Raw genomic sequence first — 25838 nt, forward strand, 5'->3', positions numbered from 1 at the left:
CATATCCTCCTAGGCGGCCTGCTCGGTCTGTTTTAAGAGCTGATCGACCACCCACGCAGCGCTACGGGCACCATCTTCATGAAAGCCCCAACCCCAGTAAGCGCCACAGTATGAGGTGCGGTTCTGGCTATTGATCTCGGCCCAGCGTTTTTGTGCTTCAATCGCGGAGGCATCAAACACCGGATGACGGTAATGCCGTTCGACCCAGACCTTTTTAGGATCCAAGGCAAAGTTAGGATTCAGGGTGGCAAGAACCTGAGTCTTGCATTGCAGGTTTTGCAACTGGTTCATCCAGTAACTGAAACCATAGTGCATACCGCTGTGCTGGAATGGCGTCTGTTCAGCTGCCTGACTTGGGGTGACATGCACATGCCAGCTGGCCCATTGACGACGGGATTTGGGCATGATGCGGGTATCAGAATGCACCACCATGCGGTTAGCCTGATAGCGGAACTTGCCCAGCACGTCCAGCTCCTGCACTGTCGGGTCTTTAAGTAATTTCAGGCTGTCGTCAGCATGACTAGCAAAGATCACCCAGTCAAAACGCTCACTGCCCTGTGCTGTTTCAACCAGTACATCATTGGCACTACGGGATACCTGATGCACAGCAGTTTTGCGGAAAGTAATATTGGCCTGGGACTGAATCGCACGAACGTAGCGAGCCGATCCACCCTTGACCGTCAGCCATAAGGGCCGGTCTTTCAGTTGCAACATGCGATGGTGCTGGAAAAAGCTGACCACAAATTTATAGGGAATCTGTCCGGCTTGTTCCACCGGACAGGACCACAGCGCCCCACACATCGGATAGAGATGTTCCTGGCGGAAAGCTTCGGAATAGCCATGTTGATTTAAATACTCATCAATACTGAGCTGTGCATCGACCTGCTCCACATCCAGATCTTTATTCGCCGCATAGAAACGGAAAAGATCCGACAACATCGCGCGAAAATCTGCGTTAAAAAAGTTTTGCGGTCGGAACAACAGCGAGAATTTTTTTGACGGATTGTACTGCAAGCCGCTGACCTGATTATTCACCGAAAAGCCCATGTCACTGCTTTGTGATTGAATCCCAAGTTCTTTCAGCATTGCACAGAACAGCGGATAGTTATGCTCATTAAACACAATAAAGCCACTATCCACCGCAACCTGTTCACCCTCGATATTCAGCTGATGGGTATCGGTATGACCACCAAAGTAGTTATTCTTTTCAAAGACTGTGACTTCATGCACTTTGCTGAGTTTCCAGGCAGCGTACAGACCGGAAATACCTGAACCAATAATTGCAATTTTCATGGTGATTCCTTCGATTGAATTTTTTGAGTGCCTGCTGTAGCGGCTTTTTTATGTTTTCGAGCCTGAGCGATTTTACTGGCTTCATAAATCCGTGCCGGAATGGGCTTGAGGCCCCAGACCAGTCCCAGCCAGGACATGAGTTTCAGCAAGTAATAGGTCACATCAATCTGCCACCAGTAAAAACCCTGCCGGGTACTACCAGCATAGTAATGATGATTGTTATGCCAGCCTTCGCCTAAGGTGATGAGTGACAGAAATAAATTGTTACGGCTGTGGTCATCCGTCTCAAAATCACGGCTGCCATAATGATGCGCCAATGAATTGATGCACAAGGTCGGATGGATCAATAACACCGTGGAAACCATAAAGCCCCAGACCAGCAATTGCAGGCCGGACGTCCCGAGTTGCGGCCAAGTGATGGCCAGCCATTCGCCTAGTGCATAAATCCCGCCCGCAGTCAGCAACACCACAATCAAACTAAAACGGTCCAGCCAAATCAGTTCTGGATATTTCAGCCAGTCCTTGATCACCTCTTTACGCGTAGCAAAATTATATTCATTCAGAAACCAGCCGACATGGCTATACCAAAAACCATGCGTGGATGAATGCGGGTCTTGCAAGGTATCGGTATAGCGGTGGTGATAACGGTGATGAGCTGCCCACCAGAGCGGACCACGCTGCGCACTCATGGTGCCCAGTAATACAAACAGGAACTGTACCGGGCGCGAGGTCTGAAAAGTTTTATGCGACAGATAGCGATGAAAAAAAGCCGTGATGGAAAACATGCGGATCAAGTAGAATGCCAGCATAAAGCCCAGTGCAAACCATGACACACCCACCCAGAACACGGCGAGACAGGCCAGATGCAGCAAAATAAAGGGAAAAATACGGACCCACTGAATCTTGCTGTTTTCAGCAGTCAGTGCTTCAGGCTGTGAGGTTGTAGACCAGCTGTCTATCCATCGTATCAGACTTTTCAACATGGACTCATCCTAATTTTAAGTGACTGTCTTTATTCTATTTGATGAGTCTAATCAGTCAGATATGAATTTTCTGTGAAGTGAAAAAAAGCCGAACTGTAAGAGTCTAGGCAGTTCGGCCAAAGGGTAGCAGATTAATGCGGTAATTTGATTAACTTTGTGATGTCGTAACCATAGTGTTTCGCAGTCTCCAGATACGACTGGTAGGTGGCTTCATCCAGTTGCGGTTCACGCGACAAAATCCACAGGTATTTACTGCTTGGTCCACCTACTAGCGCCACTTTATATTCCGGGTCAACTCTTAACACCCAATAATGACCTTTGGTAAAAGGCATCCAGCGCAAACCTTGCGGCAAAAAGCTGACCTTGAGTTTGCTGTTCCCTTCATTTTGTGGATAGGCAATACCTTCGGAGCTGATCATCTCTCCACTGGCAATACGGCAGCTATTTAATACCCCCATAGTCTGGTTAGCATTGACCCTATATTGTGCAGTGATATTGGATACACACTTACGCTGAAAATACATTGGTAGATGCGCAATTTCATACCACTTGCCCGCATACCGTTGGATATCTACCTGATCGACTGCCTGAGGTGTAACCGTTTCAGCTTGCGTAGTAAAGCTTAAGCTGATTATCGCCAGCGTTGTCGCTGCCAAAACAGACTTGAATAGCATCTTCATTTTTTAGCCTTGTTTGATTTTAGGCTTAAGATAACTCAATAGCATGTGAACAAAGCGTGAAGACGAAATGATGTGATTCAGCAGGAGTACTGTTGAAAAAGCCCTAGACTGGTTTCCGGATTAAAGCCATTCTTTGCTGTCATCTGCCACAGGGGTACCATGCATCACATGCTGAATCATGGCATAGGCAATACTGCCCTTGAACGGAATTTCGGGTAACTGATCAAATTTGAAAAACTGCGCATCGCTCAGTTCATTTTCCTGAATTTGAATGTCCCCTGTATGATATTCCGCCTTGAAGGCCATCATCAGATTGCTGGGAAACGGCCACGGCTGGCTGGCCAGATATTGAATGTTTTTGATCTGCAGCCCAACTTCTTCTAGGGTTTCACGGCGGACTGCCTCTTCCAGGGTTTCTCCGACTTCAACAAAGCCGGCAATCAGACTGTACATTTGGGTTTTATTGCGGGCATTTTTTGCCAGCAGAATTTCATCTTCGCCCCGGGTAATGATGGTAATCACACAGGGATTCACCCGTGGATACTGGTTATAGCCACAGGATGGACAGACCATGGCATACTGGCTGGCGTGTTGCTGGGTGGCATGGCCGCATTTACTGCAAAAGCGGTGGTTACGGCGCCATTCCAGTAACTGTACCGCACGGCTGGCCTCTTCAAATTGTGGTCTGTTCCAGACTTGCACTAGTTGTCGGATCGGAACCAGCTGATAACCTTCAGGCACCGGTTCGTCTTCTTTCAGGTCACGAGCAATGATCTCGCCATTTTCCGTCAAGTTCAAGTCGTGCTGCAGTTTGGCTACCTGCGGCAACTGAAAATGCTCATCCACCAGTAATTGCTGCTGTCTAAAAATATACGCTTTTGAATGCATGCTCGTGAGAATTCCCTGATTAAAAAAAATCCCATACTGGGGATGTATGGGACAAAACTAAGGAAGTTTACATGGAGTAACTTCTATTTAGATACTAGGCGCACGTTGCCTGAATTACAACCATAATAATTTGTATCTTTTTGATTAAAATCACATAATTTTCACAACAATTATGTCTTCAGGAATAATGCGAAGCGAATTTCATCAACTGGATGTAGCATTATAGAGATGAACACTCTGTTATTGTAGCAATCATGATTCATGTGCAATGTCAGCAGATCATCTGGTCGGGTTGAATTTACTGAACATGCGGACTGATCTGTGTTTTCACAAAAAATTGAACTGTCTGGCTTTACACTAGACTATCTTTGATCGGGTCTGGAAGGGCTATGCGTTTCGGTTTAATTTTAGGTGACCAGCTTCATCATCAGCTCGCTACGCTTAAAGCGCTGAACCGTACCCGGGATGTGATCCTGATGGCCGAAGTGGTTGAGGAAGCGACTTATGTCGCCCATCATCCGCAGAAAATTGCCCTGATTTTTAGCGCAATGCGGCATTTTGCCAAAGAGCTCAAAGCGGAAGGCTGGCGTGTACGTTACCATGCTTTTCAGTACGGCAGTCCGATTCGTAGCCTGCTGGATTTCGTACAGGCACAGCAACTGCTGTTCCCCGTCACAGAATTGGTAATGACCCGATGCGGGGAATACCGCCTGCAGCAGCAGATTGAAAAGCACTGGAGCCAGCAGCTGCAACTGCCGGTACAGTGTCTGGATGACGATCGTTTTTTCTGTAGCCCGGAGCAGTTCCGGCACTGGGCCAGCCGCTACCAGACATTGCGCATGGAATATTTTTACCGGGAAATGCGTAAACAGACCGGTTATTTGATGCAGAGACAGCAGCCGCTTGGACAACAGTGGAACTATGACAGCGCCAATCGCAAGGCATGGTCAGGCACTCCACCATTGCCTCCAACACTTCATTTTGAACGCGATCAGATTGATCTGGATGTAATGCAAATGGTTGAGCGCGAGTTTCCGCTTCACGCTGGCAGCCTTGACAACTTCCGCTGGGCCACCACGCGCAATGATGCGCTGCGCGCGCTGCAGCATTTTATTGACCACAGTTTGCCGCACTTTGGCGATTATCAGGATGCCATGGTTCAGGGTGCAGACACGCTGTTTCACAGCCTGCTCTCGCCTTATCTGAACTGCGGCCTATTGCTGCCCCGAGAAGTCTGTGATGCCGCAGAAGCGGCTTACCATGCTGGTCATGCGCCACTGAATACCGTGGAAGGGTTTATTCGGCAGATTCTGGGCTGGCGCGAATATGTCCGCGGGATTTACTGGCTGAACATGCCCGAATACGCCAGCCGCAACGTGCTGCAGCACTCAGCACCGCTGCCGCAATTTTACTGGACCGGCCGTACACGGATGAACTGTATGACGCAGTGTTTCCGCAATACCTTTCAGCATGCCTATGCACATCATATCCAGCGTCTGATGGTGACTGGCAATTTTGCCTTATTGAGCGGTGTTGATCCCCATCAGATCAGTGAATGGTACTTGGCGGTGTATGCCGATGCCTATGCATGGGTAGAATTGCCGAATACGTTGGGCATGGTGATGCATGCCGATGGCGGCTTGATGGCTAGCAAGCCTTATGCCGCTTCGGGCAATTACATCCATAAGATGTCGGATTACTGCAAGCACTGTAGCTACAGTGTCAAAACCCGCACCGAGCCGGACAGCTGTCCATTCAATAGCCTGTACTGGTATTTCATGATCCGGTATGAAGCGACATTCCGTAATCATCCACGTATGGGCATGATCTATCGCCAGCTAGATAAACTTCAAGATCGGCCGCAGATCATCAGCCATGCCCAACAGCTTCTCAGCCAGATCGATGAGTTATAAACCATGAAAAAACAGCATCTCCCTGAAAAAACCTGTATTCACTGCTTGCGCCCTTTTACTTGGCGCAAGAAATGGCAACGCTGCTGGGAGGAAGTCAGATACTGTTCTGAACGATGTAAACGTGAGTCTAGACGGCGGTCAAAATCAAACGCTTAGAAACGCTTGTATTGCCGTGAACAATAGGCCCGTATCACATCGGGTGAACGCAGTTGCAGATGTTTAGTTTTTCGGCCGGTGACTCGTTCACGCCACATTTTAAAACTCGATGCTTTCATATTTTTCCGCATCAAGCGAATCACTGCAGTTTCATTTAAGCCAAACTCACGCTGGATGGCTTCAAATGGGGTGCGATCTTCCCAGGCCATTTCAATGATCCTTGACAGATCTGCTCCCGCATATTCAATTACTTTACGCACCACATACCTCTGCTTACTTTCATTTTTAAAATAAAAATTGAGCGATAAAATTTAACGCTATCTCTCTGTATCTGGGTCAGATCAAGTTGACCATACTCATCTTAATAAAACGAAGATGAAGATTTTGTGATTTTTTACGTGGATTGTATGTTGTTGCTGTCCTATCGGGCCTTCGAGCTCAGCCTGTGGTCCAAATACCTGTGATGTGGGTCTAGGATTTTAGACCATGCCTATAAGTGATAATCTACTCCCCAATAAGCATGGGAAATGCTTGTTTTTGGAGTCAACCATGACACGAAGAAAACGTCGTAATCATTCAGCAGATTTTAAAGTTAAAGTTGCTCTCGCAGCAATTAAAAGGCGACCACACACTCGCTGAACTTTCTACTCAATTCGATTTACATCAAAACCAAATAATTGATTGGGAAAATCAACTGCTTGAGCAATCAATCAGTATTTTTCACGACCAACAGCACAACAAGAACCTGAGATTGACCTCAAAGCTCTACATGCCAAGATATGACATCAGGCATTGCAAATTAATCTTTTAGAAGGTGCACTCAGAAAAATAGGGCAGCTGAGCGGCAAAAAATGATCGATAAGACCCATCAACTTTCGGTACTACAACAATCGCAATTTATTCAAATCAATCGCAGTACGTTGTATTACAAGCCCAAAGAGATTTCATCAACTGATTTGAGTTGGATGCGTCTGATCGATGAAATTCATCTCGACTACCCATTTATGGGCAGTCGAATGATACGAGATATGCTACAGCGTCAAGGACATCAAATAGGTCGGCGTAAAGTCCGACGTTTAATGCGCTTGACGGGAATACATGCCTTGTATCCCAAACCCAATACCAGTAAGCCTAATCTTGCACACCGTATTTTCCCATATCTGTTGAAAAACATGCTCATAGATCACTCTAATCAAGTCTGGTGTACAGATATCACGTACATTCCTATGGCTAAAGGCTTTGTCTATCTGTGTGCAATTATAGATTGGCATAGTCATAAAGTACTGGCTCATCGTGTATCGATCAGTATGGAAACAGACTTTTGCATAGATGCGTTGCAAGAAGCAATTGCGAAATATGGTTGTCCAGAGGTGTTTAATACAGACCAAGGCAGTCAATTCACAAGCGAGGCATTTTTGAATGAGTTAAAATTGCGAAATATCTGTATCAGTATGGATGGGAAAGGACGGTGGATAGATAATGTGATGATTGAGCGGTTATGGCGTAGCGTGAAGCATGGGGAAGTCTATTTGAAGGCTTACGATACGGTTAAACAAGCGAAACAATCAATTGCTGAATATTTGGATTTTTATAACATGATACGTCCTCATTCAAGTTTGAATAAGGCAACACCAAATGAATTTTATGATCAACATTTACTAAAATGTAATGGCAGCATAATTTAAATATTTAGAGCGGATTTATCACTTATAAAACTAAATTGAGTGGTCTAATTAACGGAACCACATTAATTTGTATTCAATCCATGTTGCAAAGCGACTGAAGCAATTGAAACGTCCGGTGCTTTACAAGCCTGAACGATCTGCTGTTTAAATTCAGCACTGCATGTTCTTCGTTTTTTCTCAAGAGATGTGATGGATGTCTGGTTATTTGTAGTCATAAATTTAGTCCCCACTTGTTTTTAAGTAGGGACTAAATTAAGGCTTATAGGATGAGTTCATAAGGTGTGTTCAGCGAACGCTTACGTTTTGAATAGATTTAAGAAATTAGGCAGACCTCATACCCAAGTTGTCACTTGAATTTGTATAACTTAGGGAAGATCTATCTCTAAAGCCTTTATGCAACAGAGTCGTTTTTATCCTAGGGTCCTTACCACTTGTATTCTTTACGAACATATATCTAAAAAAGTGTAGCAAGTTGCTACACTTTTCGCTAGATCAGCTCTTTACCAAAAATATCATTCAGTCTTTCACGAATACTTTGAACGAATTCCGGATTGTTTTTAAGTTTATGCTTCATATTTCGTTTAAAGTCATTCAGCCCCATACCAATTTCAGCAAAATCCATTTGGAATAAAGTGTCATTAATGACAATATTTGCTTGAGAGTCAGTGAGGCATCCTACTTTTTTAAACCACTTCTTGAACTGCTGATAATTTTCATCATTATTAAAAATATACCAAGAACGTACATTCGTATCGAATTTAGCCCCTAATTCTTTTACGGATGCATTGTCTTCAAATGGAACATCAAGATAGATTTTTTCGATCACTGCAATTTCATCCAGTGCCTTATCAGCAATCCGATGATGCAGTTTAAAATTCACACCTACAATTGGACGGCCTTTCTTAACGGTTTCATACTCTAATTGTAGATCTGTATTTTCGTTAATTTCTGCCACTATTTTGTCTAATACATAGCGTCTAAAATCTACCCAGCGATCATATTTGGTTTCATTAATATCAATCAGTGCTTTCAAGTTTTCTAAAAGTAATGGCACTTCATAACTCTTTTGATTGGCGTACTTAAATTCGTTTTTAATGAAATAAGTATAAAGACTCATACTGGCAACAGAATCTAGGGCAAAAAGATGTTTTAGCTGATAGGTAGTAAAATTACCCCCAGCCAGTTGAGTGAAATACGGCAACACCTCACTGGTAAAACGAATCTGAATTGCATTTTTAGAGTCATCTTCCCATCTTAACTCACGGATAATGGGAACGACAGAATGTACTTTTTTAGTCTTTCTCTTACCATTATCAGCAGGCTCCTCAATAATAAAATGAGCTACTCGGGATGAAAGCTCTTTATAGATCCGATCTATTGCAACATTAATTGAATTACGTTTATTTAATCCTAGTAAATCTGCCAAATCATCCTTATACAAATAAATATAAGTTTGTTCGGTAATTTCACTATTTACCTTATTTTTCTCACTATAATTCGCAACCGCCATTGCATATAGAAGTGCCTTATATTCATTGGATGACAACTCGATTGGGCGAATTAATCGGTTACTGGTACTGACAACGCCATTATGGCGAATGTTGCCTATACAGTAGGGAATATAATTCGTTTCTTCTTGCAATGGTTCAGATTCTGTCATAACCGTGATATTTATAATTTGACTTAGTTTTTATATACAAAAGTGGAAAAACTTTCAAGACTTTCACCACAAGATTCTAAAAGTGGAAGGTCCGTCATCAAAAAAAAGCGTTATTATCCGGTTTTTTGCCTTTAAAGTGGAATTAAATACAATATTTCCACCCTACAGTGACATACCTTCCACCTTTAGCCCCCGAAATTACAGTTTAGAATGACTATTTTTATTTTTTCACCCACATTCAGATAGGTTAAATTAAATAGAAACCCTGATGTGACAAGGCTTCCACCTTTCAGTTAGATTCGAAAGGTATAACTGCACATATAATCATCAGGAAATATCCAATAAAAACAGATTATCCACAGGTTAAAAATATACAGTGACAATCATTCCACCTTTAAGGCTTAGTTATGAGACTTTATTAACATATTAAATAATTGTTTTTTAAATTATTTTTAAATAAAAATAGCGGTTTAAAAAATAGCAGTGACAAACCTTCCACCCTAGTGACAGACCTTCCACTTTAGAGTGACAAACCTTCCACTTTAGAGTGACAGACCTTCCACTTTAGAGTGACAGACCTTCCACTTTAGAGTGACAGACCTTCCACTTTAGAGTGACAAACCTTCCACCTTTAAAACTCTAAGCATTTGTTTTATAAAACAAAAATACACTCTTAATTATTAATTAGCTAAATAACTAATTATTCTAATTATTAATTAAGCTAGCTTAGTTAAAGATTTATTTTTAAGCTGTTTTACATCTGAACAAATAGGATTTATAAATTTTAAAACTATAGTAAGATGAGTGAAAGTTATTTATATTACTAAACATTCAAATACGGAAGCATCTGACACGCATGTCTGCAAAAATTATTACTGTTGCTAATCATAAAGGCGGATGTGGCAAAACAACGACTGTTGTGCACCTAGCCTCAGAACTTGCCAATCTGGGCAACAAGGTTTTAGTCATTGATTTAGATCCTCAAGCAAACGCAAGTTTACACATTGGGATCCAACATCCAAGCGAAATTGTTGTGACTACAGCAGAATTACTAGTGGGCGATATTTCTTTGTTGGCAGATGCATTACAAGAAGAAACGAACTTTGAAAAAGTATCATTAATTTATGGTTCCTTGAATTTAGGAAAAACTGAAGACCAACTAAAAGAAGAAGCTCCCCGTCCTTCTGAAGAGTTAAATATCAAGTTAGAACTGTTAAAAGATCTTTATGATTTTATATTGATCGACTGTCCACCTAGTCTTAAATTATTAACCAGCAATGCCCTGGCATCTTCAACACATGTCATTATTCCTATCGAATCCGGATCACAATATGGATTGTATGGGGTAACAGATCTTTTAAATCATCTTGAAAAGATCAAACGTATTAATCCAGATTTAGAGCTTTTAGGCGCTTTACTAATTAAGCATGATGAACGTCAGAATGTCTGTAAGCTGATTCGGAATGAAGCCTTAAAACAGGTAGGAAAACTTTTAGAGACCACCATTCCTCAAAGTACTAAAGTTAATCAAGCAGCGATTCTGCAACAATCACTTTTGAATGTAGAAAAAAATTCAAAAGTACGTAAGGCTTTTGAAAGCCTTGCCAATGAAATTGTAGCTAAAGTTTAAACCTGAGAGTATTATGGCAAGCACCAAAGAGCTTTTAGCTCAGAAACTGAAACAGAATACAGAAAAACATCAGCAAGCACAGAAAGACAATATTAGAGAGCTGAAAGAGTTTAGACGTAATGTTCCTATTGAGGATATTAGCCGCAGTCCAAACCAGCCGCGTAAATTATTTGAAGAGTCACAATTAAAAGAACTGGCGGATTCCATTAATGAAGTCGGTCTGTTGCAGCCCATTACAGTGCGTAAACTTGATAATCTGAAATATGAACTCATTGCAGGCGAGCGGCGCTTACGGGCGCACCATTTACTCGGCAAGTCTGTGATTGAAGCGATTATCATTGATGCGAATAATGTAGAAGCATCTTTGTTAACCTTAGCAGAGAATTTAAAGCGTCAGGACCTGACAGATTATGAAATTTTTATTGGCCTGAACTCACTTGATGAGAAGTTAAAGAAAAACAAGCAACGTTTAGCCAATTCACTGGGTTTAAATCGCGAAGATATGTACAAGTATTTAGCATACGAAAAACTGCCTCAAGTAATTTTAAATGACCTTGATGTGGAACCAGGCCTACTAGGTCGTACTGCTGCAACTGCATTCAAAAAATTTCTGTCGGATCATATAGAGCAACTTTCTGAGGCCGAAAAGGCTTTACTAGGGGCTTGGGAAAAAGTAAAAGACAAAAAACTAGAGCAAAGTAAAGTTACTGCCTATGCTGAAAAAATATTGAGTCAGGATCCAGAAAAACTGACCACAACATCTGTGGTTAGAAAAATTGAATATGCAGGTAAGATTGCGGGGAATATCAAACTCAATCAAAAACAGCTTAAGGTTTCTCTGAATATCTCGGAAATTGACGAAGCTAGTCTCTTACAACTAGAAGATTTTTTAAAACAGCTTATTAAGAAAAGTGAAAAAGTGTAGCAAGTTGCTACACTTTTTTTGACAATCTCAAATTAGGGCGTGTTATCAATTAAGCCATAAAGATCGCTGATAAGAAGTTTTGAGCCAATTTATCATAGCGTATGGCAATAGCACGATATTGTTTGAGCTTGGCAAAAAAATTCTCGATCAGATGTCTTGCCTTGTAGATATGTCAATCATAATCACGCTGATCAATAGAATTACTTTTCGCTGGCATCACAACTTGACCCTTCGCCTCTAAAATTGGATCAATGACCCGATCCCTAGAGTTGTAGGCTTTATCCATAAATCAGGTCTGGCTCAACGATAAGTCCAGCAACACATCTGAACCGTTTAAGTCATGGACCTGCCCATCCGTGAGATAAAATCCTGTCGGGTTGCCTAAAGCATCAGTACGGGCATGAATTTTGGTGCTTAAGCCCCCTTTACTGCGCCTAGTCGCCTGATTTCCCCCCAGCGCTGTGTTAGTAAGCACGTACAATGGGGTGGAGTCTAACATGACATATTCATTGTCAAGGTCATGTGACAGCACTTCAAAGACTCTCTGCCACATACTCGTTTTAGCCCAAAGACTAAAACGAGTATGCACTACTCTAAAATCACCAAAGCGCTCGATTAAGTCTCGCCACGGGATACCTGAACGATACCGCTTCAACAAATAGTCGGTTATCTTTGGCCGTTACTCCAACAGTACCCATTCGTCCATGTAACAGATCTTTAATCTGTTCCCACTGATCATCTTTTAATGCATAGCGTTTAGTCATGAAAAAATTATGAGGACCGGTAAGATTTTCTCAAGCTAATTGATGACACGTTAATTCAAAATAAAAAACGGTTTTAAATATTATTTCTATAAATTTCAATGTTACACTGATTTATAACAGGTTTTAATTGATTCCGCTTAGATGATATATGGGACCTAAAAAATTAACTAATTAACTTATGTCCATGAAAAAATTATAAATAAATGGACATATATCAATGATGTATGGTTGTTTTTTTATAATGAATAGCCTAAGTGATCGTTAGTGAATAGATGTTTTTTTTGGTGCGATATAATTACCTGAAAATCCAGACATAAGTTATAAAATGAGATAAATTTTGAAGGACGCCAGCTTTAAACCGCAGCTTTCATTTTTGTCTACATACAGCAGTCCAAGACGTTACCCAGTGTCACGTTACGGAACCGCACTCAGTGCGCTTGCCGGATTCAACAGTCTGGAGATCTTAGTATATTGCCCTATAAAGCTCATTTTATTAAAGATAATCTTTAATAGTCAAAGGCATTCAAATGTATAGATAGGGACTGTGTCAGGAAATGTGTTAGTAGAGGTGGACAATAATGTCTAGAATCAAGGTACGTGATTTTCTCAGTCGACTATTACGAATAGCCGCCGATTTTGTAGATGCCTTTTAATTAGATTAGACTGTCACCACTCTCCTAGACAAATTTAGTCTATTCTTTTTGCATAAATGAGAACATTATGAGTGGACAACGATATTCTCTCAGAATCACGTATCAATCATGCTGCTAAACATTCTCATTAAAACAAGGGAATGCATCTTTTTACTGATCTGTACCTTGTTTTCAATTTTCCTCTGTTCTTTAATTTAGTATTATCTTTATCACTTATGAGCACTCACTGGATTCACTGAATGAAGTATATGGAAATCAGAGATTTGATTGAGGCTGAATTGAAAAATTACAGTTCTAATCAAATAATTCCATCCGAACGGTACTTGGCATTAAAGTTTGACTGTTCAAGGGAAACAGTGCGTAAGGCCTATGAACAGCTTCGTGCCGAAGATAAAATTTTCAAACGGCAAAATCTCGGCTGGTTCGTGAGTAATAAAAAAATTCAATATTATCCAAACTCAATTGAAAATTTTCGTTCTTATATGAAGGCACAGGGTTTTAATGCCAGAACTGAACTGATCTCGACCCGACAGCTGGAGCGATTGGATCACAGTAATCTTTTTAGCGAAGAAAATCGTAAATTGGGCTTTATTGAAATTATCCGTTTACGTTATGCTGATGATGTACCTTTACTTCTAGAATATAATTATTTACCTGTTGCGCTGTTTCCAGATGTGCTGAATTATGATGTGATTACTTCGGTACAAGATGTCATTAAAAATCACTTTCATTATAATTACACGAGTAGTCAGTTAAAAATTAAAATTACCGGTGTGTCTCATTTTGAGAGCCAGCACTTAGGTATTCCTTTAAGTCAAACCGCCACCTATATTGAACGTATTTCAAAATCAGATGATCTAGTGATTGAATATGACATCGAAATCTGGTCACAGGACAAAATTGAAATGACCTTAGATATTCAAGCATAAGCTTATATTTATATCCTGCCCATTCAAATCCTAAGAAGTTAAATGGTTTTAGGATTTTTTTTATTTTCTTAGATTAGACCTCCTTCATAAATCATTCTTACTCAGTTGCAAATTATAAATTCCAGCAACTAGATTGAATCTCAAAAGGGGGGGCTTTTAGCTCTATTGCGATAACGTTCTGAAAGCATTTTGAAAGTTTTTAGACTGCCAAATACATACTTAATTTCTATTCTTCTTTATTGATTTCCTGATTATAGATTTTTAGTTCAGGATCCAGTTTACAGCGGCTTTTGGCCTCTAATGGCAACAGGGTATTGGGATACAAAGTATAAATCCTTTGATAACCTCTATCTGTAAGAACAAAGGTTCCTGAAGGGATCTGGTTTAAATTGTGTTTGAACAATTCTAAATCAAGCGTAATTCTCAGCATGACTTTCATATCAGGATGCCAATATCAGCAAATGCCAAGAAACTTAATCCAACATTAGGGGGTATTGGGAAGTGCGTTTGATTGAAGTTGAGCAGGAAGGGAAAATTAGACGTTATATCACTTTATTAATGAACCCAAAGACATAGCCACTGATAGGCTTGGCGAAGCTTTATGCTCAGCACTGGGAAATAGAAATGCGTTACCCAGAAATCAAAAGTGATTTACAGGAGGGCAAGCATTTGAGGAACAAGCAACCTGATTTAGTTTGTCAATAATTATGGGGGGCTTTATTGCCTACAATATTCTAAGAAGACAAATGAAACATATGGCTCAACGTGCAAAAGTCAGTCCTTTGAGAATCAGCTTTCATATTGCATCTATTGGCATTCTGAATATATTAAGATTCGACTCTTTAGACTCCGCAGGTAATTTACCTAAACATTTAGAAAGTTTACTGGAAAAATCTAAGAGATATGTTTTGCCTGAGAGGGGAGTGAGGAGTTGCCCACGAGTTGTGAAAGGAACACCACGGAAATACCCAAGAAAATGCCAGTCAATTTCTTAACTGACCGGCATCACTTTAATTAAGGGCTTTCAGATGATTCAGATTTTTTGTCTTTCTCATTTCCATAATCTAAAGCAACCTGTTGCGCTTCGGCGGCGGCAGTTGCTTCTATTGGGATGGATTCATCTGCAATAGCTACTGTTCCAGTAAATCCAAATAAGCTCAGGATTAGAATCTTTGAATACTTTTCCATCTGAATTTCCTCTGCGTTTCTAAAACTTAATTTCAGTGTAGAGGGTAAGTTTAAATTCCGATGTATGAGCTATGTCTGCATATGTAAGATATTCAGGATCCAAGTTATAGAACCTCGGGTTTATGTAAGAATACTTATCGGATGAGTTTTTTTGTAGCGTTGACTGGCCAAATACAGACCGATTTTCTTGAAAATCTTTTATAGGGAAGATAATTTAATGGCAAATTATAAAAAGAGCATAGCAATGGTCAACTGCGGTAATCCCCCCTACAATAAAATCCAAGAAGACATAAACAATATGAAACCAACTACGATGAAATGGATCGGCAATAATATTGAGTTAAATGACATGCAGGGTGTCCATACTTTCTTATTAAGTTTAGAAGAAGAAGGGGGTGTTGATTAATCGCAGTATGTCATGAGTCTTATACAGGACATCGCCCAGTACATAAGGTTAAGTTTGAAAAGAATTAGCACCTCCTCTGAGAGATTTTTATTTACCAGCCCTGTTTTTGTAACATCTAGTAATTTTTTTGTAACCTTATTGTTATTTATTGTTCACTTTGTTTATTATATAAAAGATAAAAGGTGGAGAATTTAAGATGCTCACTAAGGTCGAAGCCATTGTGATTTTACTAATGGTAATTGCATTAATACTCATTATTTATGAAATGGGACAAGGACTTAATTGGACTTTATAAACGCTTTCTCAGTTTAAAAAAAGTCCTCAATTGATGGCATTAATTTATTTATCAGAAGTTTCAGAATTTTGATCTTATACTTGGCTGACTAAAGATGAATAATATCTATATTGGTGATATTGTTTACCTAGTTTACGGTAGTCATCCAATGATGGTTGAAAAATTGCAGGATAATTTAGCTACTTGTATATGGTTCAGTGATAAAAAACATTTTTTCCGTAAGAATTTTCCCTTAAATATCTTAATAAAAAAAACGTAATTCAACAAAATATACCTGGGCGAATTCAAAGCTCATAGTGTACAGGTCATTTCGACCATGGCATGTGTTACTGATCTGAACAATGAATCACTGGTAGAATTTGCTGCTGAGGAACATGGATTTAAAGAACTACTTAGTGAAGTCATGAAAATGAATTACGGTGCATTTCAAAACTATGTTATAGCTTGAACTGAGGATCAGAAAGCTTGTTTGAATTGATGTATTTCATCCGCAGATTATGCGCGAATGCTAAGAAATCTGGAGTTCGAATATTAACCAAAAAGAAGATCATTTTTTGATTTATGCGAGAGATCTATTTTATTTTTATATTTATAAGGCTAAACTTGCCTCCAATTTAATACCGGTATGTACCACTTAATTTTAGGGCGTGTCTTCAATATTAAATGTATTTAAAAATACTGTTTGCATGTTCGCCTAAACAATGATTTTCCATTATTACATAATGACCTGGCTCAGGAATATTGATAATGACCAAAATGACTGATGATTTAGGTCATGGTATGGGCAATGCCTGGGAAAATAAAGACTGGGCACATATTTCTGATCCAGAATTACAAAGTCTGCAGCAGCATTATTCCTGTTTACAAGGTCATATTCAGATTTTGTGGTGTAGTCCCCGGCCATTTTCATCTGCGGCGCTGGTCAAGGTGGAGCAGGATTTTGTGAGCAGGGATGAAGCTGTCGCGCATCAGTATTTGATCAAGCGCAGTCATTGTTCATTTCGTCGTGCCCACGATATTTTACAGGAGCATGCCGTTCTTCAGCATTTAGCCAGCAAAGAAATTCCTGTTGCAGCATTGATTAGGTCAAATCAAGATCTGACTGCTTTAGAGCTGGGTGACTGGACCTATGAAGTCTATGCAAAAGCAGCCGGTTTAGATCTGTATGCAGATCAGCAATCCTGGAAACCTTTTTTCTATGCTGAACATGCCGCCAAGGCAGGGGCTTTACTGGCCAGACTACATCTGGCGATGCAGGATTTTCCTGAGCAGCAAGGCAGATCAGCATCTTATTTGGTTTCCAATCAGCAACTTTTAGACAGTGAAAATATCGTTACAGCCATTCAACGGCGCATTGCAAACAGTCCAGAATTAAGCCGTTATTTTGCCGATAAAAATTTGGATCCTTACTTTTTAGATCAAATCTTACAGGTTCACCAGCGTATTCAGCCTGTATTGCAACAGGCAAGCAGAATTTGGACCCATAACGATTTACACGCTTCTAATCTGTTTTGGTCATCGCCAGATGCCAAAGCTGAGATTACTGCCGTGATTGATTTTGGTTTATCTGACCGAAACTCGGCACTTTATGATCTGGCAGTGACGATTGAACGTAATTTCATTGATTGGTTGAAATTAGAGCAGAACCCACATATTCAGATTGATGAGGCCGGTTTAACCGCCTTTCTACACGCTTATTTTTCCGAAGCACATCCACAAGAAGATTTTAGTGTTTTGCCAGAGCTACTAAAAATCGTGCATTTGGATTTCGCTTTTTCAGAGCTTGAATATTTTGTTGGGATTACTCAAAACCAGCAACATGCAGATGCGGCTTATTACGACTGGATTATCGGTCATGTGGACTGGTTCTTTGGCGAACAAGGTCAACAATTTACCCAGACCTTAACCCGGCTCATTCAAGATGAATTGCAATCTTCTCAATGCTCTCTCTAAACCCAGCATCATCACCCACTTCACAGACATAAGGTTTCGTATGAACACTCGTCAACTCAAACAGAATGTATTAATCCGATCTTTAAATATGATCATTCTGTCGCAGCTGTGTTTAGTCCCGCTGACTTATGCTGAAGACGATGTTCAAAAGCTTGACACGATTGTTATCACAGCCGATCAAAGCATTCCTTACTCGAGTGCTAAAGTGAATGTTGAGGGATTTGCTACGGACAGTCTGCAAAAAATACCTGCATCGGTCTCTATTTTGACTGCTGATCTCATTGCTGAACAACATGCTCGTGTGCTGAGCGATGTTATAAAAAATGATGCAGCCATCGGTGAGGGCTATGCTGCAATTGGCTATTATCCAAACTTTGTCTCGCGTGGCTTTGCACTGGATTTGGCATCTAGCTACCTCATTAATGGCAATGTGATTCGTGGTGAACAAAACGTCGCACTTGAAAATAAAGAACGTGTGGAAATTTTAAAAGGCATGTCCGCGATTCAAAGTGGGATGTCGACCCCGGGTGGGGTTGTGAATTATGTCACCAAGCGACCGAAAGATATTCAGGCACTGACATTCTCGGCCGATCAACACGGCCAGTTTTCAGTGGCAACTGATCTCGGTGGTTTTTGGGGTGATGAGCAACAATTCGGATATCGCATCAATCTGGTGAATGAACAGATGGAGTCTTATGTCGATCATGTCGATGGTGAACGCTATCTAGCGGCATTGACCTTAGATTGGAAAACATCTGAGCAATCCAAATTAGAATTTGATCTTGAAGCACAGCGTTCCGAACAAAAATCAGTGCCAGGTTATCAATTACTGGATGGTAAAGTCCCAGAAAATGTGAAATGGGACCGATTGCTGGGTTATCAGACTTGGGGCAAACCGGTCACGATCGATAGTCTGAATAGCAGTTTAAAATATAGCTATGCATTGAATGATGACTGGAACTTGGGACTCGTCGCAGCCCACAGTAAATCCAAGGTTGATGATTATTCGACATTTGCTTGGGGATGTTATGCCACGTTATGTGAATATAGTGGCTTGGGCAACACCTTTGATGCGAATGGTCATTACGATATTTATGATTTTCGTAATCCAGATGAAACCTTTAAAACCAACCAATTTAAAGTCAAACTAGATGGGGTGATTGATACCAATTGGGCGCAACATTATCTAAATTTTGATATTACACAAACCAATAAATCGCGAGATCGTTTTGCTGGTGTCAATGAATGGATTGGTGTAGGTAATATTTATACAGAAACCATAGATTTTTCCCCAGTAACAGCGAATGCTGGACCAAAATATCAAGCACTTAAAAGTAAACAAACTGCATTTACAGCATTAGACCGTATTGAATGGAATGAACATTGGACCACTTTGATTGGCGGAAAATGGATCGAGCTTGATGAACAAGCATATGATGCAGATCGGGTAAAAGTCCGCGATACTGATTTAGGCAAATTTTTACCGCAATTTGCGATCAGCTATAGCCCCTTGGAATCGACTACCGTCTATGCCTCGTATGCTAAAGGCCTGTCAGATGGAAAAACAGCGCCTTGGTTTGCAGAGAATGCGGCTGAAACTCTAGCACCGATCTATTCAGAGCAATATGAAATTGGTTTCAAACAACAGATCCATGATTTCCTGTTGACTGCAGCCGTTTTTGATTTACGTCAGGACAATCAATATAGCAAGCCGATTTCAGGACTTCGCTATTTTATTGCGGAAGGCGAACAGCATAGTCAGGGCCTGGAATTAGGACTGAATGGTGCATTAACCGACCATCTGGCCTTAACTTCATCTTTAGCCTTGACCAAAGCCCGTTTAGAAAATGTGGAAGCGGTTGAATATGGTAATCATCAGGCGCAAAACGTGCCAAAAGCTCGTTTCGCAACACATCTTCGCTATAACGTACCGAGCATTGCAGGTTTCACTGTTCTGGCAGGTGGTCAATACAGTTCCAGCAAATATGCCAACAAAGAGGGTGCTGCGAAAGTTGCAGGTTATAGTGTGGTTGATTTAGGCGCTGCTTATCAATTTAAGCTAAATACGACCGATGCATTGCTGCGCTTGAATATTTATAATCTGTTCAACAAGAAATACTGGCGTGATGCAGGTGAATTTTTGGGTGATGATTATTTATTCTTGGGTTCGCCGCGTACAGCAACCTTGTCATTCAATCTGAACTTCTAAATTGGCTGCTTAATCAGGTTATATTGCTATGGAAAATATAGAAATTGCAGCGTTCATTTTAAACGTTTTAGGTGTCTGGCTGACCTCCAAACAATATAAAGTCTGCTGGTTGGTGAATATTGTCGCTGTATTTTTATATATGATTATTTTTTATCGTGTCAATTTATTTGCAGACGCAGCATTACAAGCCGTATTTATCTTGATGCAACTGTATGGCTGGTATAGCTGGTCGAAGAAAAATCATGACCAGGCTATCACCGTGCAGATTGGCTATTTGAATAAAAAAATCTGGGTATATAGCCTGATTGTGGGTATTGTCGCCGGTCTGGTGATTGGCGCCTTATTTGCTCATTTCACCACAGCATCACTCCCTTGGTTGGATTCCATGTTGGCTTCTTTTAGCTTGGTGGCAAGTTATTGGGCGGCAAAAAAATATATTGAAAGCTGGGGATTATGGTGTGTGTTAGATGTGATTTATGTCGGCATGTATAGCTATAAGTCATTGTATTTAACCGCCGTGCTTTATTTTATTTTTATTCTTCTGGCACTCAATGGCTGGAGAATGTGGCGAAATCTTTATAGAGTGAAATTATCTTGAAATGACACTATTGCAAATAGAAATTTGAGGTGATGCTCTTTCCTTTAAAAAAAGTGTTTATAGACTAAAAACTTTATTTGAATTGGCCGCAGCTTGAAGATGTTGCTGATATTTTGTGAAAGCTAGCTACCATACATTCAAAGCGAACCGAAGTTCGCTTTGAATGTATTTCACTTCTTAAAAGAACCCGGCTGGTTTGGTCGAATAGCTCACTAACAGATTTTTGGTTTGTTGATAATGATCCAGCATCATTCTGTGATTCTCACGACCAATGCCGGATTTTTTATAGCCACCGAAAGCCGCATGCGCAGGGTAGATGTGATAACAGTTGGTCCAGACCCGACCGGCCTGAATGGCACGGCCAGCACGGTAGGAAGTATGCGCTGAGCGTGACCAGACCCCGGCACCGAGTCCGTAAATCGTATCGTTGGCGATCTTGATCGCATCATCAAAGTCTTTAAAGGTGGTCACAGCCAATACAGGCCCGAAGATTTCATCCTGGAAGGTCTTCATGTCATTGGTGCCTTTAAAGATGGTCGGTTCAATATAGAAACCTTGACCCACTTCCTGACGTGCTTCACCACCAGTCAGGATCTGTGCGCCTTCTTCACGACCAGTGGCAATACAGCCCAGAATCTTGTCCTGCTGTTCCTGTGATGCTTGCGCGCCAATCATGGTGTCAGTATCCAGCGGATGCCCGGTTTTAATCCGTTTCACCCGTTCAACGGCACGCGCTAGAAATTCGTCAGCAATACTTTCCTGGATCAGCGCACGCGATGGACAGGTGCAGATTTCACCCTGGTTCAGGGCAAACATGGCAAAACCTTCCAGCGCTTTGTCCAGATAATCGTCTTCCTGATCCATGATGTCGGCAAAGAACAGATTCGGTGATTTACCCCCCAGTTCCAGCGTCACCGGAATAATATTTTCGGTGGCATATTGCATGATCATCTGACCGACGGCGGTAGAACCGGTAAAGGCAATCTTGGCAATGCGTGGGTTGGTGGCTAGCGGGCGACCGACTTCAACCCCATAACCATTGACGATATTCAGGACACCCGGTGGCAAAATATCCTGAATCAGTTCAGCCAGCACCAGAATGCTGACCGGAGTCTGTTCTGCAGGTTTCAACACAATGCAGTTGCCCGCAGCTAGGGCAGGTGCCAGTTTCCAGGCAGCCATCAGAATCGGAAAGTTCCACGGGATAATCTGACCCACGACGCCCAACGACTCATGAAAATGATAAGCAATCGTATCTTCATCAATTTCGGAAATGCCGCCTTCCTGCGCACGAATACAGCCGGCAAAATAACGGAAATGGTCAATAGCCAGCGGAATATCGGCAGCCAGCGTTTCACGGATCGGTTTGCCGTTATCCCAGGTTTCTGCTACTGCCAGCAGTTCCAGATTTTGTTCTAAGCGATCGGCAATTTTCAACAGAATATTGGAGCGGGTGGTCGGCGATGCTCTGTTCCATTGTTCTTTGGCTTTGTGCGCTGCATCCAGGGCCAATTCAATGTCTTCTACAGAAGAACGCGGAACCTTGGTAAAGACTTTGCCATCTACCGGAGAGATGTTGTCAAAGTATTCACCTTTGACCGGAGCGACCCATTCGCCGCCAATAAAATTCTCGTATTGTGCTTTAAAATGAACTTTTGAATCAGGTTGATTAGGATCGACGTAACGCATATTTATTTCCTTTGCTTATTTTCGTATGGCAAAACCGCTTCTACAGCTTTGGTATAAGGTACTTCTGCACCTTATTTGATTAATATAACTGGTATAAGGTTGGAAAAAGGTTGGAGCTAGCATGTTCACGATATTTTCATCCATTTTAAAAAAATAACGATTACAGCGGATGTAAATCATGAATTGTTGTGAGAATAAGGAATGATGACAAAACAAGATTTGATGGAAAAAAGGCACAATACTGATCAGCTTCGGCAAAACAGCAGTTTGTCTCCCTTACATGCAGAACAGCTGGGACAGAGTATTGCCAGCTCCTGGCAACGTTCATCCTCGGCTGAAATCCCGAAGAATCGTTTAGCAGCACCGCTGACGGATTTAAAAAAGACCACTTCTTCCTCAACTTTAGCCCAAGCCCTGCAACATTGTGCTCAGGATTTAAAACATATTGCCGAGCAATCTTCTATGGTGCTGGCGGTCGGAGATATCGGCAGCACCATCATTTGGGCAGCTTCTAGCCCACAAATGCAAAGTGCCGCAGAAAGTGTACATTTTATTGAAGGTGGGCAATGGCGCGAAGAGCTAGTCGGAACCAATGCATTGGCATTATCCTTAAAAACTCAACAATCCAGCTGTGTCTTTTCCAGTGAACATTACATGTCCTCCATTCATGATTGGGTTTGTTACGCTGCCCCGATTATTGATCCCTATTCAAAACAGGTCTTAGGTGTCATTGATCTGTCGACTACCTGGCCAAAGCATAACAGTTTAGCACTACTAGCTGCGGAGCGCTGTGCTACGATTATCCAGTCGGCTCTACTAGAATGCCAGAAGCAGCGCCTGTTTATTCGGGCTTTTTCATTACCTCAAGTGCTGTTTAATGGCAAGATGCTGGTTCTGACTCCTCGACAGATTGAAATTCTGACCATTCTAGCCTTATGTCCGCAGGGTCTGAGTCTAGATACCTTGCATCAAGCCTTATATGGCGAGCGCAAGGTCAGTATGGGTACTTTAAAAGCAGAAATGTCACAGTTACGCGATGTATTAGGTGGTATGCTGGGGTCCAGACCCTATCGTTTATTGGCGCATGTAGAGGCTGATTTTTTAATGACAGAGCAATCTTTAGATGCTGGGTATATCGATTCAGCCTTGAAGTTATGTACCGGCGTATTTCTGGCCAAAACAGAAAGTCCATTTCTATGTGCCTGGAGAGATTGTCTGGAATCACGCCTGAGCGATGCCATTTTCAAGGCTAATGAAACCGATGTCTTGCTGAAACATGTGGCACATTTTCCTGAAGCGATTGATGCTGTAGAACGCCTGATTGAACTGATGCCCAAAAACCATCCCGTTCATCAGACTCTGTTAAAATATAAAAATCTTTAAAGCTGATGTAACTATCGGTACAAAGCTAAACAGTTAAAATAGGAAAATTCTGGAATATTAAGTATTATCCTTGCTTACTGTGGGTTTGCTTATTAATTTAGACTGAACCTGATCCTAAAATTTTTATCAGTGGCTACCCAGTTTGACCAGCCGCTTGATGGGATGCTCTTCATCAAAATCAGCTACGCTCACCTTCATGTCATTTGAAGGACGCGCAGTTTATTCCTCAGAGATTAAATATGATATTAAGATCATACGACGGGAAATTTTTTCTGGCTGGGACGGGCTAAAAAAATCGTGGCATTTTTCTACCATGGGATTAATGTCGATATTCATAATGAAGGGGACTTCATAAAAAAGAAACACCCCCCGCTTTTATCCTCTTATGAAGGCAAAAGGATCAGCCAGGAACAGGAAAATGCATGTCTGCTCTTGGCACACTTCCTCAGGAAGTGAAACAGGGGCTGTTAAAAATGTAAGTCAGATGCTTGGAGAGAAGACTTACATTGAGGCACTACATCGCCGCTTTAAAAATATCTACCACTTGGGCATGGCTGGCTTTACGTGGATTGGTCAGCATGCAGGCATCTTTTTGTGCATTTTCCGCCATGATGGCCAAGTCAGCTTCTTTTACATTCAATTCCGTCAGCCCAGATGGAATACCAATTGAAGCCGAAAGCTGACGAATGGCGCCAATCGCTTCATAAGCTGCTTCAGTTACGGTTAAGCCTTCTGTATTCACCCCCATCAATTGGGCAATTTTGGCATAACGTTCAGGACAAGCAATCAGGTTAAATTCACAAACATGGGGGAGCAGAATTGCATTACAAACACCATGCGGCAAGTTGTAGAAGCCTCCGAGCTGATGTGCCATCGCATGCACATATCCTAAAGAGGCGTTATTAAAGGCCATTCCGGCAAGATATTGAGCATAGCTCATGGCATCCCGTGCTTCTAGATTATCCCCATTCGCCACTGCGGGACTGAGCCATTCACTGATCATGGTGATCGCCTTTTCTGCACAGGCATCAGTGATGGGATTAGCAGCCGTAGATACATAGGCCTCAACCGCATGTGTCAGAGCATCCATCCCTGTTGCCGCAGTCAGGCCGGCAGGTTTGGCCAACATCAGTTTAGGGTCATCAATTGCAATAAGTGGTGTGCAACGCCAATCTACAATCGCCATTTTCACATGGGTATCGGTATTGGTAATGATACAGAAACGTGTCATCTCCGAAGCCGTCCCTGCCGTGGTATTGATTGCAATCAGTGGTGTCATCGGAACGGTACTTTTATCAATCCCTTCATAATCACGGATATGTCCGCCACCTGCAGTGACCAGACCGATGCCTTTGGCACAGTCATGTGATGAGCCCCCACCTAACGATACAATAAAATCACAGGCATTTTCATTATAAGCTTCAACTCCATGATGCACGTTAATATCAGTTGGATTGGGTTCCGCACCTGGGAAAATATAACTGTCAACACCTGCCTCTTTCAAATAATCTGCAATATCATCTGCAACACCAAATTTAAACAGGCCAGCATCAGTTACAATCAGTGCTTTCTTGGCGCCTAAATTTTGTGCTTTGATCCCGATTTCTTTAGCACAGCCCGGACCAAAAAGTGAAACACAGGGAATATAAAAACCGTTAGTTTGATCTGAAATATTTTTAAAAGCCATGGTGTTATTCCTTCTACCATTCATTGATTATTTTATCGGTGACCCTCACCGTAATATGAGTATTGAATGAAGTTAAAAAGAATCCTACCTACCAAATACCTACCAATTTAAATTTTTGATTCTAGCCAAAATAATGCATTTGAGGTATTTAAAAGCAGATTGGCAAGGTTTAGCAGATACTAGATCTCTTTCATAAATCAAAAAACGATCTTCTTTTTGGTTAATATTTGCACTCCGGATTTCTTAGCATTCGTGCATAATCTGCGGATGA

Annotated in this window: 20 protein-coding genes and 4 pseudogenes; 12 read left to right on the forward strand and 12 right to left on the reverse strand. The window is 41.4% G+C overall.

Going from position 1 to position 25838, the window contains the following annotated elements; genetic code table 11:
- Positions 1 to 9: 9 nt before the first annotated feature.
- The 4 genes from NI469_RS09165 to nudC all read right to left on the reverse strand — a co-directional run bounded on the left by NI469_RS09165 (position 10) and on the right by nudC (position 3844).
- Complete coding sequence (locus tag NI469_RS09165) at positions 10 to 1293, reverse strand: NAD(P)/FAD-dependent oxidoreductase (RefSeq protein WP_253174941.1); 1284 nt, start codon at positions 1291 to 1293, stop codon at positions 10 to 12.
- Positions 1290 to 2276 carry an acyl-CoA desaturase gene (locus tag NI469_RS09170; protein ID WP_253174943.1) on the reverse strand — a complete coding sequence of 329 codons (987 nt, stop codon included), beginning with the start codon at positions 2274 to 2276 and terminating at the stop codon, positions 1290 to 1292. The genes NI469_RS09165 and NI469_RS09170 overlap by 4 nt, the downstream gene beginning before the upstream one ends.
- A gap of 131 nt (positions 2277 to 2407) precedes the next feature.
- Positions 2408 to 2956 (reverse strand): lipocalin family protein, encoded by a 549-nt coding sequence (locus NI469_RS09175; RefSeq protein ID WP_180087519.1) that lies wholly within the window; start codon positions 2954 to 2956, stop codon positions 2408 to 2410.
- A gap of 120 nt (positions 2957 to 3076) precedes the next feature.
- Complete coding sequence (gene nudC / locus NI469_RS09180) at positions 3077 to 3844, reverse strand: NAD(+) diphosphatase (protein ID WP_019837893.1); 768 nt, start codon at positions 3842 to 3844, stop codon at positions 3077 to 3079.
- A 389-nt stretch (positions 3845 to 4233) separates the two neighbouring features.
- Between nudC and NI469_RS09185 the strand changes: the two genes are divergently transcribed.
- Both NI469_RS09185 and NI469_RS09190 read left to right on the forward strand, forming a co-directional pair.
- The gene (locus tag NI469_RS09185) at positions 4234 to 5757 is read left to right on the forward strand and encodes a cryptochrome/photolyase family protein (RefSeq protein ID WP_253174945.1); all 1524 of its coding nucleotides are present in this window, start codon (positions 4234 to 4236) and stop codon (positions 5755 to 5757) included.
- Positions 5758 to 5760: 3 nt separating this feature from the next.
- Positions 5761 to 5913 (forward strand): DUF2256 domain-containing protein, encoded by a 153-nt coding sequence (locus NI469_RS09190; protein WP_180038950.1) that lies wholly within the window; start codon positions 5761 to 5763, stop codon positions 5911 to 5913.
- Here the strand turns inward: NI469_RS09190 and NI469_RS09195 are convergent.
- Positions 5910 to 6161: a TIGR03643 family protein gene (locus NI469_RS09195; RefSeq protein WP_373683236.1), complete on the reverse strand. Its 252-nt coding sequence runs from the start codon at positions 6159 to 6161 to the stop codon at positions 5910 to 5912. The genes NI469_RS09190 and NI469_RS09195 overlap by 4 nt on opposite strands.
- Positions 6162 to 6462: 301 nt before the next feature.
- Here NI469_RS09195 and NI469_RS09200 point away from each other — a divergent pair.
- Positions 6463 to 7598: pseudogene (locus tag NI469_RS09200) on the forward strand (IS3 family transposase).
- 65 nt (positions 7599 to 7663) lie between these two features.
- Here the strand turns inward: NI469_RS09200 and NI469_RS09205 are convergent.
- Together NI469_RS09205 and NI469_RS09210 are read right to left on the reverse strand one after the other, a co-directional pair.
- Positions 7664 to 7813: pseudogene (locus NI469_RS09205) on the reverse strand (transposase); the annotation flags it as partial.
- A gap of 272 nt (positions 7814 to 8085) precedes the next feature.
- Positions 8086 to 9258, reverse strand: a complete 1173-nt coding sequence (locus NI469_RS09210; RefSeq protein ID WP_180038949.1) for a replication initiation protein — start codon at positions 9256 to 9258, stop codon at positions 8086 to 8088.
- Between the two features lie 856 nt (positions 9259 to 10114).
- Here NI469_RS09210 and NI469_RS09215 point away from each other — a divergent pair.
- Together NI469_RS09215 and NI469_RS09220 are read left to right on the forward strand one after the other, a co-directional pair.
- Positions 10115 to 10888, forward strand: coding sequence for a ParA family protein (locus NI469_RS09215; protein WP_004647772.1), 774 nt, complete (start codon positions 10115 to 10117; stop codon positions 10886 to 10888).
- Positions 10889 to 10901: 13 nt separating this feature from the next.
- Positions 10902 to 11813 (forward strand): ParB/RepB/Spo0J family partition protein, encoded by a 912-nt coding sequence (locus NI469_RS09220; RefSeq protein ID WP_180038948.1) that lies wholly within the window; start codon positions 10902 to 10904, stop codon positions 11811 to 11813.
- 49 nt (positions 11814 to 11862) lie between these two features.
- On the opposite strand, the pseudogene NI469_RS09225 reads toward NI469_RS09220, so the two are convergent.
- Positions 11863 to 12577 (reverse strand): annotated as a pseudogene (locus NI469_RS09225) (IS5 family transposase).
- Positions 12578 to 13469: 892 nt separating this feature from the next.
- Here NI469_RS09225 and NI469_RS09230 point away from each other — a divergent pair.
- On the forward strand, positions 13470 to 14159 hold the full coding sequence (locus NI469_RS09230) for a GntR family transcriptional regulator (protein ID WP_253174946.1): 690 nt from the start codon (positions 13470 to 13472) through the stop codon (positions 14157 to 14159).
- A 226-nt stretch (positions 14160 to 14385) separates the two neighbouring features.
- Here NI469_RS09230 and NI469_RS09235 read toward each other — a convergent pair whose 3' ends face one another.
- Entirely contained in the window at positions 14386 to 14598 is a 213-nt protein-coding gene (locus NI469_RS09235; RefSeq protein WP_004281968.1) for a hypothetical protein, read from the reverse strand.
- On the opposite strand from NI469_RS09235, the pseudogene NI469_RS15925 reads away from it, so the two are divergent.
- Positions 14569 to 15154 (forward strand): annotated as a pseudogene (locus tag NI469_RS15925) (IS4 family transposase); the annotation flags it as partial. The gene NI469_RS09235 and the pseudogene NI469_RS15925 sit on opposite strands and share 30 nt — an antisense overlap.
- A 19-nt stretch (positions 15155 to 15173) precedes the next feature.
- On the opposite strand, the gene NI469_RS09240 reads toward NI469_RS15925, so the two are convergent.
- On the reverse strand, positions 15174 to 15347 hold the full coding sequence (locus NI469_RS09240; protein ID WP_004281965.1) for a hypothetical protein: 174 nt from the start codon (positions 15345 to 15347) through the stop codon (positions 15174 to 15176).
- Positions 15348 to 15564: 217 nt separating this feature from the next.
- On the opposite strand from NI469_RS09240, the gene NI469_RS09245 reads away from it, so the two are divergent.
- The 4 genes from NI469_RS09245 (at position 15565) to pnuC (ending at position 20808) form a co-directional block, all read left to right on the forward strand.
- Positions 15565 to 15753, forward strand: coding sequence for a hypothetical protein (locus NI469_RS09245; protein WP_167367475.1), 189 nt, complete (start codon positions 15565 to 15567; stop codon positions 15751 to 15753).
- Positions 15754 to 16795: 1042 nt separating this feature from the next.
- Positions 16796 to 18001 carry a phosphotransferase enzyme family protein gene (locus NI469_RS09250; RefSeq protein WP_253174948.1) on the forward strand — a complete coding sequence of 402 codons (1206 nt, stop codon included), beginning with the start codon at positions 16796 to 16798 and terminating at the stop codon, positions 17999 to 18001.
- A gap of 40 nt (positions 18002 to 18041) precedes the next feature.
- Positions 18042 to 20210 carry a TonB-dependent siderophore receptor gene (locus tag NI469_RS09255; RefSeq protein WP_180038946.1) on the forward strand — a complete coding sequence of 723 codons (2169 nt, stop codon included), beginning with the start codon at positions 18042 to 18044 and terminating at the stop codon, positions 20208 to 20210.
- A gap of 28 nt (positions 20211 to 20238) precedes the next feature.
- Complete coding sequence (pnuC, locus tag NI469_RS09260) at positions 20239 to 20808, forward strand: nicotinamide riboside transporter PnuC (RefSeq protein ID WP_004281962.1); 570 nt, start codon at positions 20239 to 20241, stop codon at positions 20806 to 20808.
- Between the two features lie 177 nt (positions 20809 to 20985).
- Here pnuC and exaC read toward each other — a convergent pair whose 3' ends face one another.
- Complete coding sequence (gene exaC, locus NI469_RS09265) at positions 20986 to 22497, reverse strand: acetaldehyde dehydrogenase ExaC (protein ID WP_180038945.1); 1512 nt, start codon at positions 22495 to 22497, stop codon at positions 20986 to 20988.
- A gap of 201 nt (positions 22498 to 22698) precedes the next feature.
- Here exaC and NI469_RS09270 point away from each other — a divergent pair, with 201 nt between their 5' ends.
- On the forward strand, positions 22699 to 23880 hold the full coding sequence (locus NI469_RS09270; RefSeq protein WP_180038944.1) for a helix-turn-helix domain-containing protein: 1182 nt from the start codon (positions 22699 to 22701) through the stop codon (positions 23878 to 23880).
- A 514-nt stretch (positions 23881 to 24394) separates the two neighbouring features.
- Here NI469_RS09270 and mdh read toward each other — a convergent pair.
- Positions 24395 to 25567, reverse strand: coding sequence for an iron-dependent methanol dehydrogenase (gene mdh / locus NI469_RS09275; protein WP_004281959.1), 1173 nt, complete (start codon positions 25565 to 25567; stop codon positions 24395 to 24397).
- Between the last annotated feature and the right edge of the window lie 271 nt (positions 25568 to 25838).

It is taken from the genome of Acinetobacter lwoffii, from assembly GCF_024129735.1.
In the GTDB taxonomy this organism is placed as follows: Bacteria; Pseudomonadota; Gammaproteobacteria; order Pseudomonadales; family Moraxellaceae; genus Acinetobacter; species Acinetobacter lwoffii_H.

Excerpts from the sequence above, each read along its gene's own strand:
- NI469_RS09165 (WP_253174941.1), bottom strand. The coding sequence starts at position 1,293 with ATGAAAATTGCAATTATTGGTTCAGGTATTTCCGGTCTGTACGCTGCC.
- NI469_RS09170 (WP_253174943.1), bottom strand. The coding sequence starts at position 2,276 with ATGTTGAAAAGTCTGATACGATGGATAGACAGCTGGTCTACAACCTCA.
- NI469_RS09175 (WP_180087519.1), bottom strand. The coding sequence starts at position 2,956 with ATGAAGATGCTATTCAAGTCTGTTTTGGCAGCGACAACGCTGGCGATA.
- nudC (WP_019837893.1), bottom strand. The coding sequence starts at position 3,844 with ATGCATTCAAAAGCGTATATTTTTAGACAGCAGCAATTACTGGTGGAT.
- NI469_RS09185 (WP_253174945.1), top strand. The coding sequence starts at position 4,234 with ATGCGTTTCGGTTTAATTTTAGGTGACCAGCTTCATCATCAGCTCGCT.
- NI469_RS09190 (WP_180038950.1), top strand. The coding sequence starts at position 5,761 with ATGAAAAAACAGCATCTCCCTGAAAAAACCTGTATTCACTGCTTGCGC.
- NI469_RS09210 (WP_180038949.1), bottom strand. The coding sequence starts at position 9,258 with ATGACAGAATCTGAACCATTGCAAGAAGAAACGAATTATATTCCCTAC.
- NI469_RS09215 (WP_004647772.1), top strand. The coding sequence starts at position 10,115 with ATGTCTGCAAAAATTATTACTGTTGCTAATCATAAAGGCGGATGTGGC.
- NI469_RS09220 (WP_180038948.1), top strand. The coding sequence starts at position 10,902 with ATGGCAAGCACCAAAGAGCTTTTAGCTCAGAAACTGAAACAGAATACA.
- NI469_RS09230 (WP_253174946.1), top strand. The coding sequence starts at position 13,470 with ATGAAGTATATGGAAATCAGAGATTTGATTGAGGCTGAATTGAAAAAT.
- NI469_RS09235 (WP_004281968.1), bottom strand. The coding sequence starts at position 14,598 with ATGAAAGTCATGCTGAGAATTACGCTTGATTTAGAATTGTTCAAACAC.
- NI469_RS09240 (WP_004281965.1), bottom strand. The coding sequence starts at position 15,347 with ATGGAAAAGTATTCAAAGATTCTAATCCTGAGCTTATTTGGATTTACT.
- NI469_RS09245 (WP_167367475.1), top strand. The coding sequence starts at position 15,565 with ATGGCAAATTATAAAAAGAGCATAGCAATGGTCAACTGCGGTAATCCC.
- NI469_RS09250 (WP_253174948.1), top strand. The coding sequence starts at position 16,796 with ATGACCAAAATGACTGATGATTTAGGTCATGGTATGGGCAATGCCTGG.
- NI469_RS09255 (WP_180038946.1), top strand. The coding sequence starts at position 18,042 with ATGAACACTCGTCAACTCAAACAGAATGTATTAATCCGATCTTTAAAT.
- pnuC (WP_004281962.1), top strand. The coding sequence starts at position 20,239 with ATGGAAAATATAGAAATTGCAGCGTTCATTTTAAACGTTTTAGGTGTC.
- exaC (WP_180038945.1), bottom strand. The coding sequence starts at position 22,497 with ATGCGTTACGTCGATCCTAATCAACCTGATTCAAAAGTTCATTTTAAA.
- NI469_RS09270 (WP_180038944.1), top strand. The coding sequence starts at position 22,699 with ATGATGACAAAACAAGATTTGATGGAAAAAAGGCACAATACTGATCAG.
- mdh (WP_004281959.1), bottom strand. The coding sequence starts at position 25,567 with ATGGCTTTTAAAAATATTTCAGATCAAACTAACGGTTTTTATATTCCC.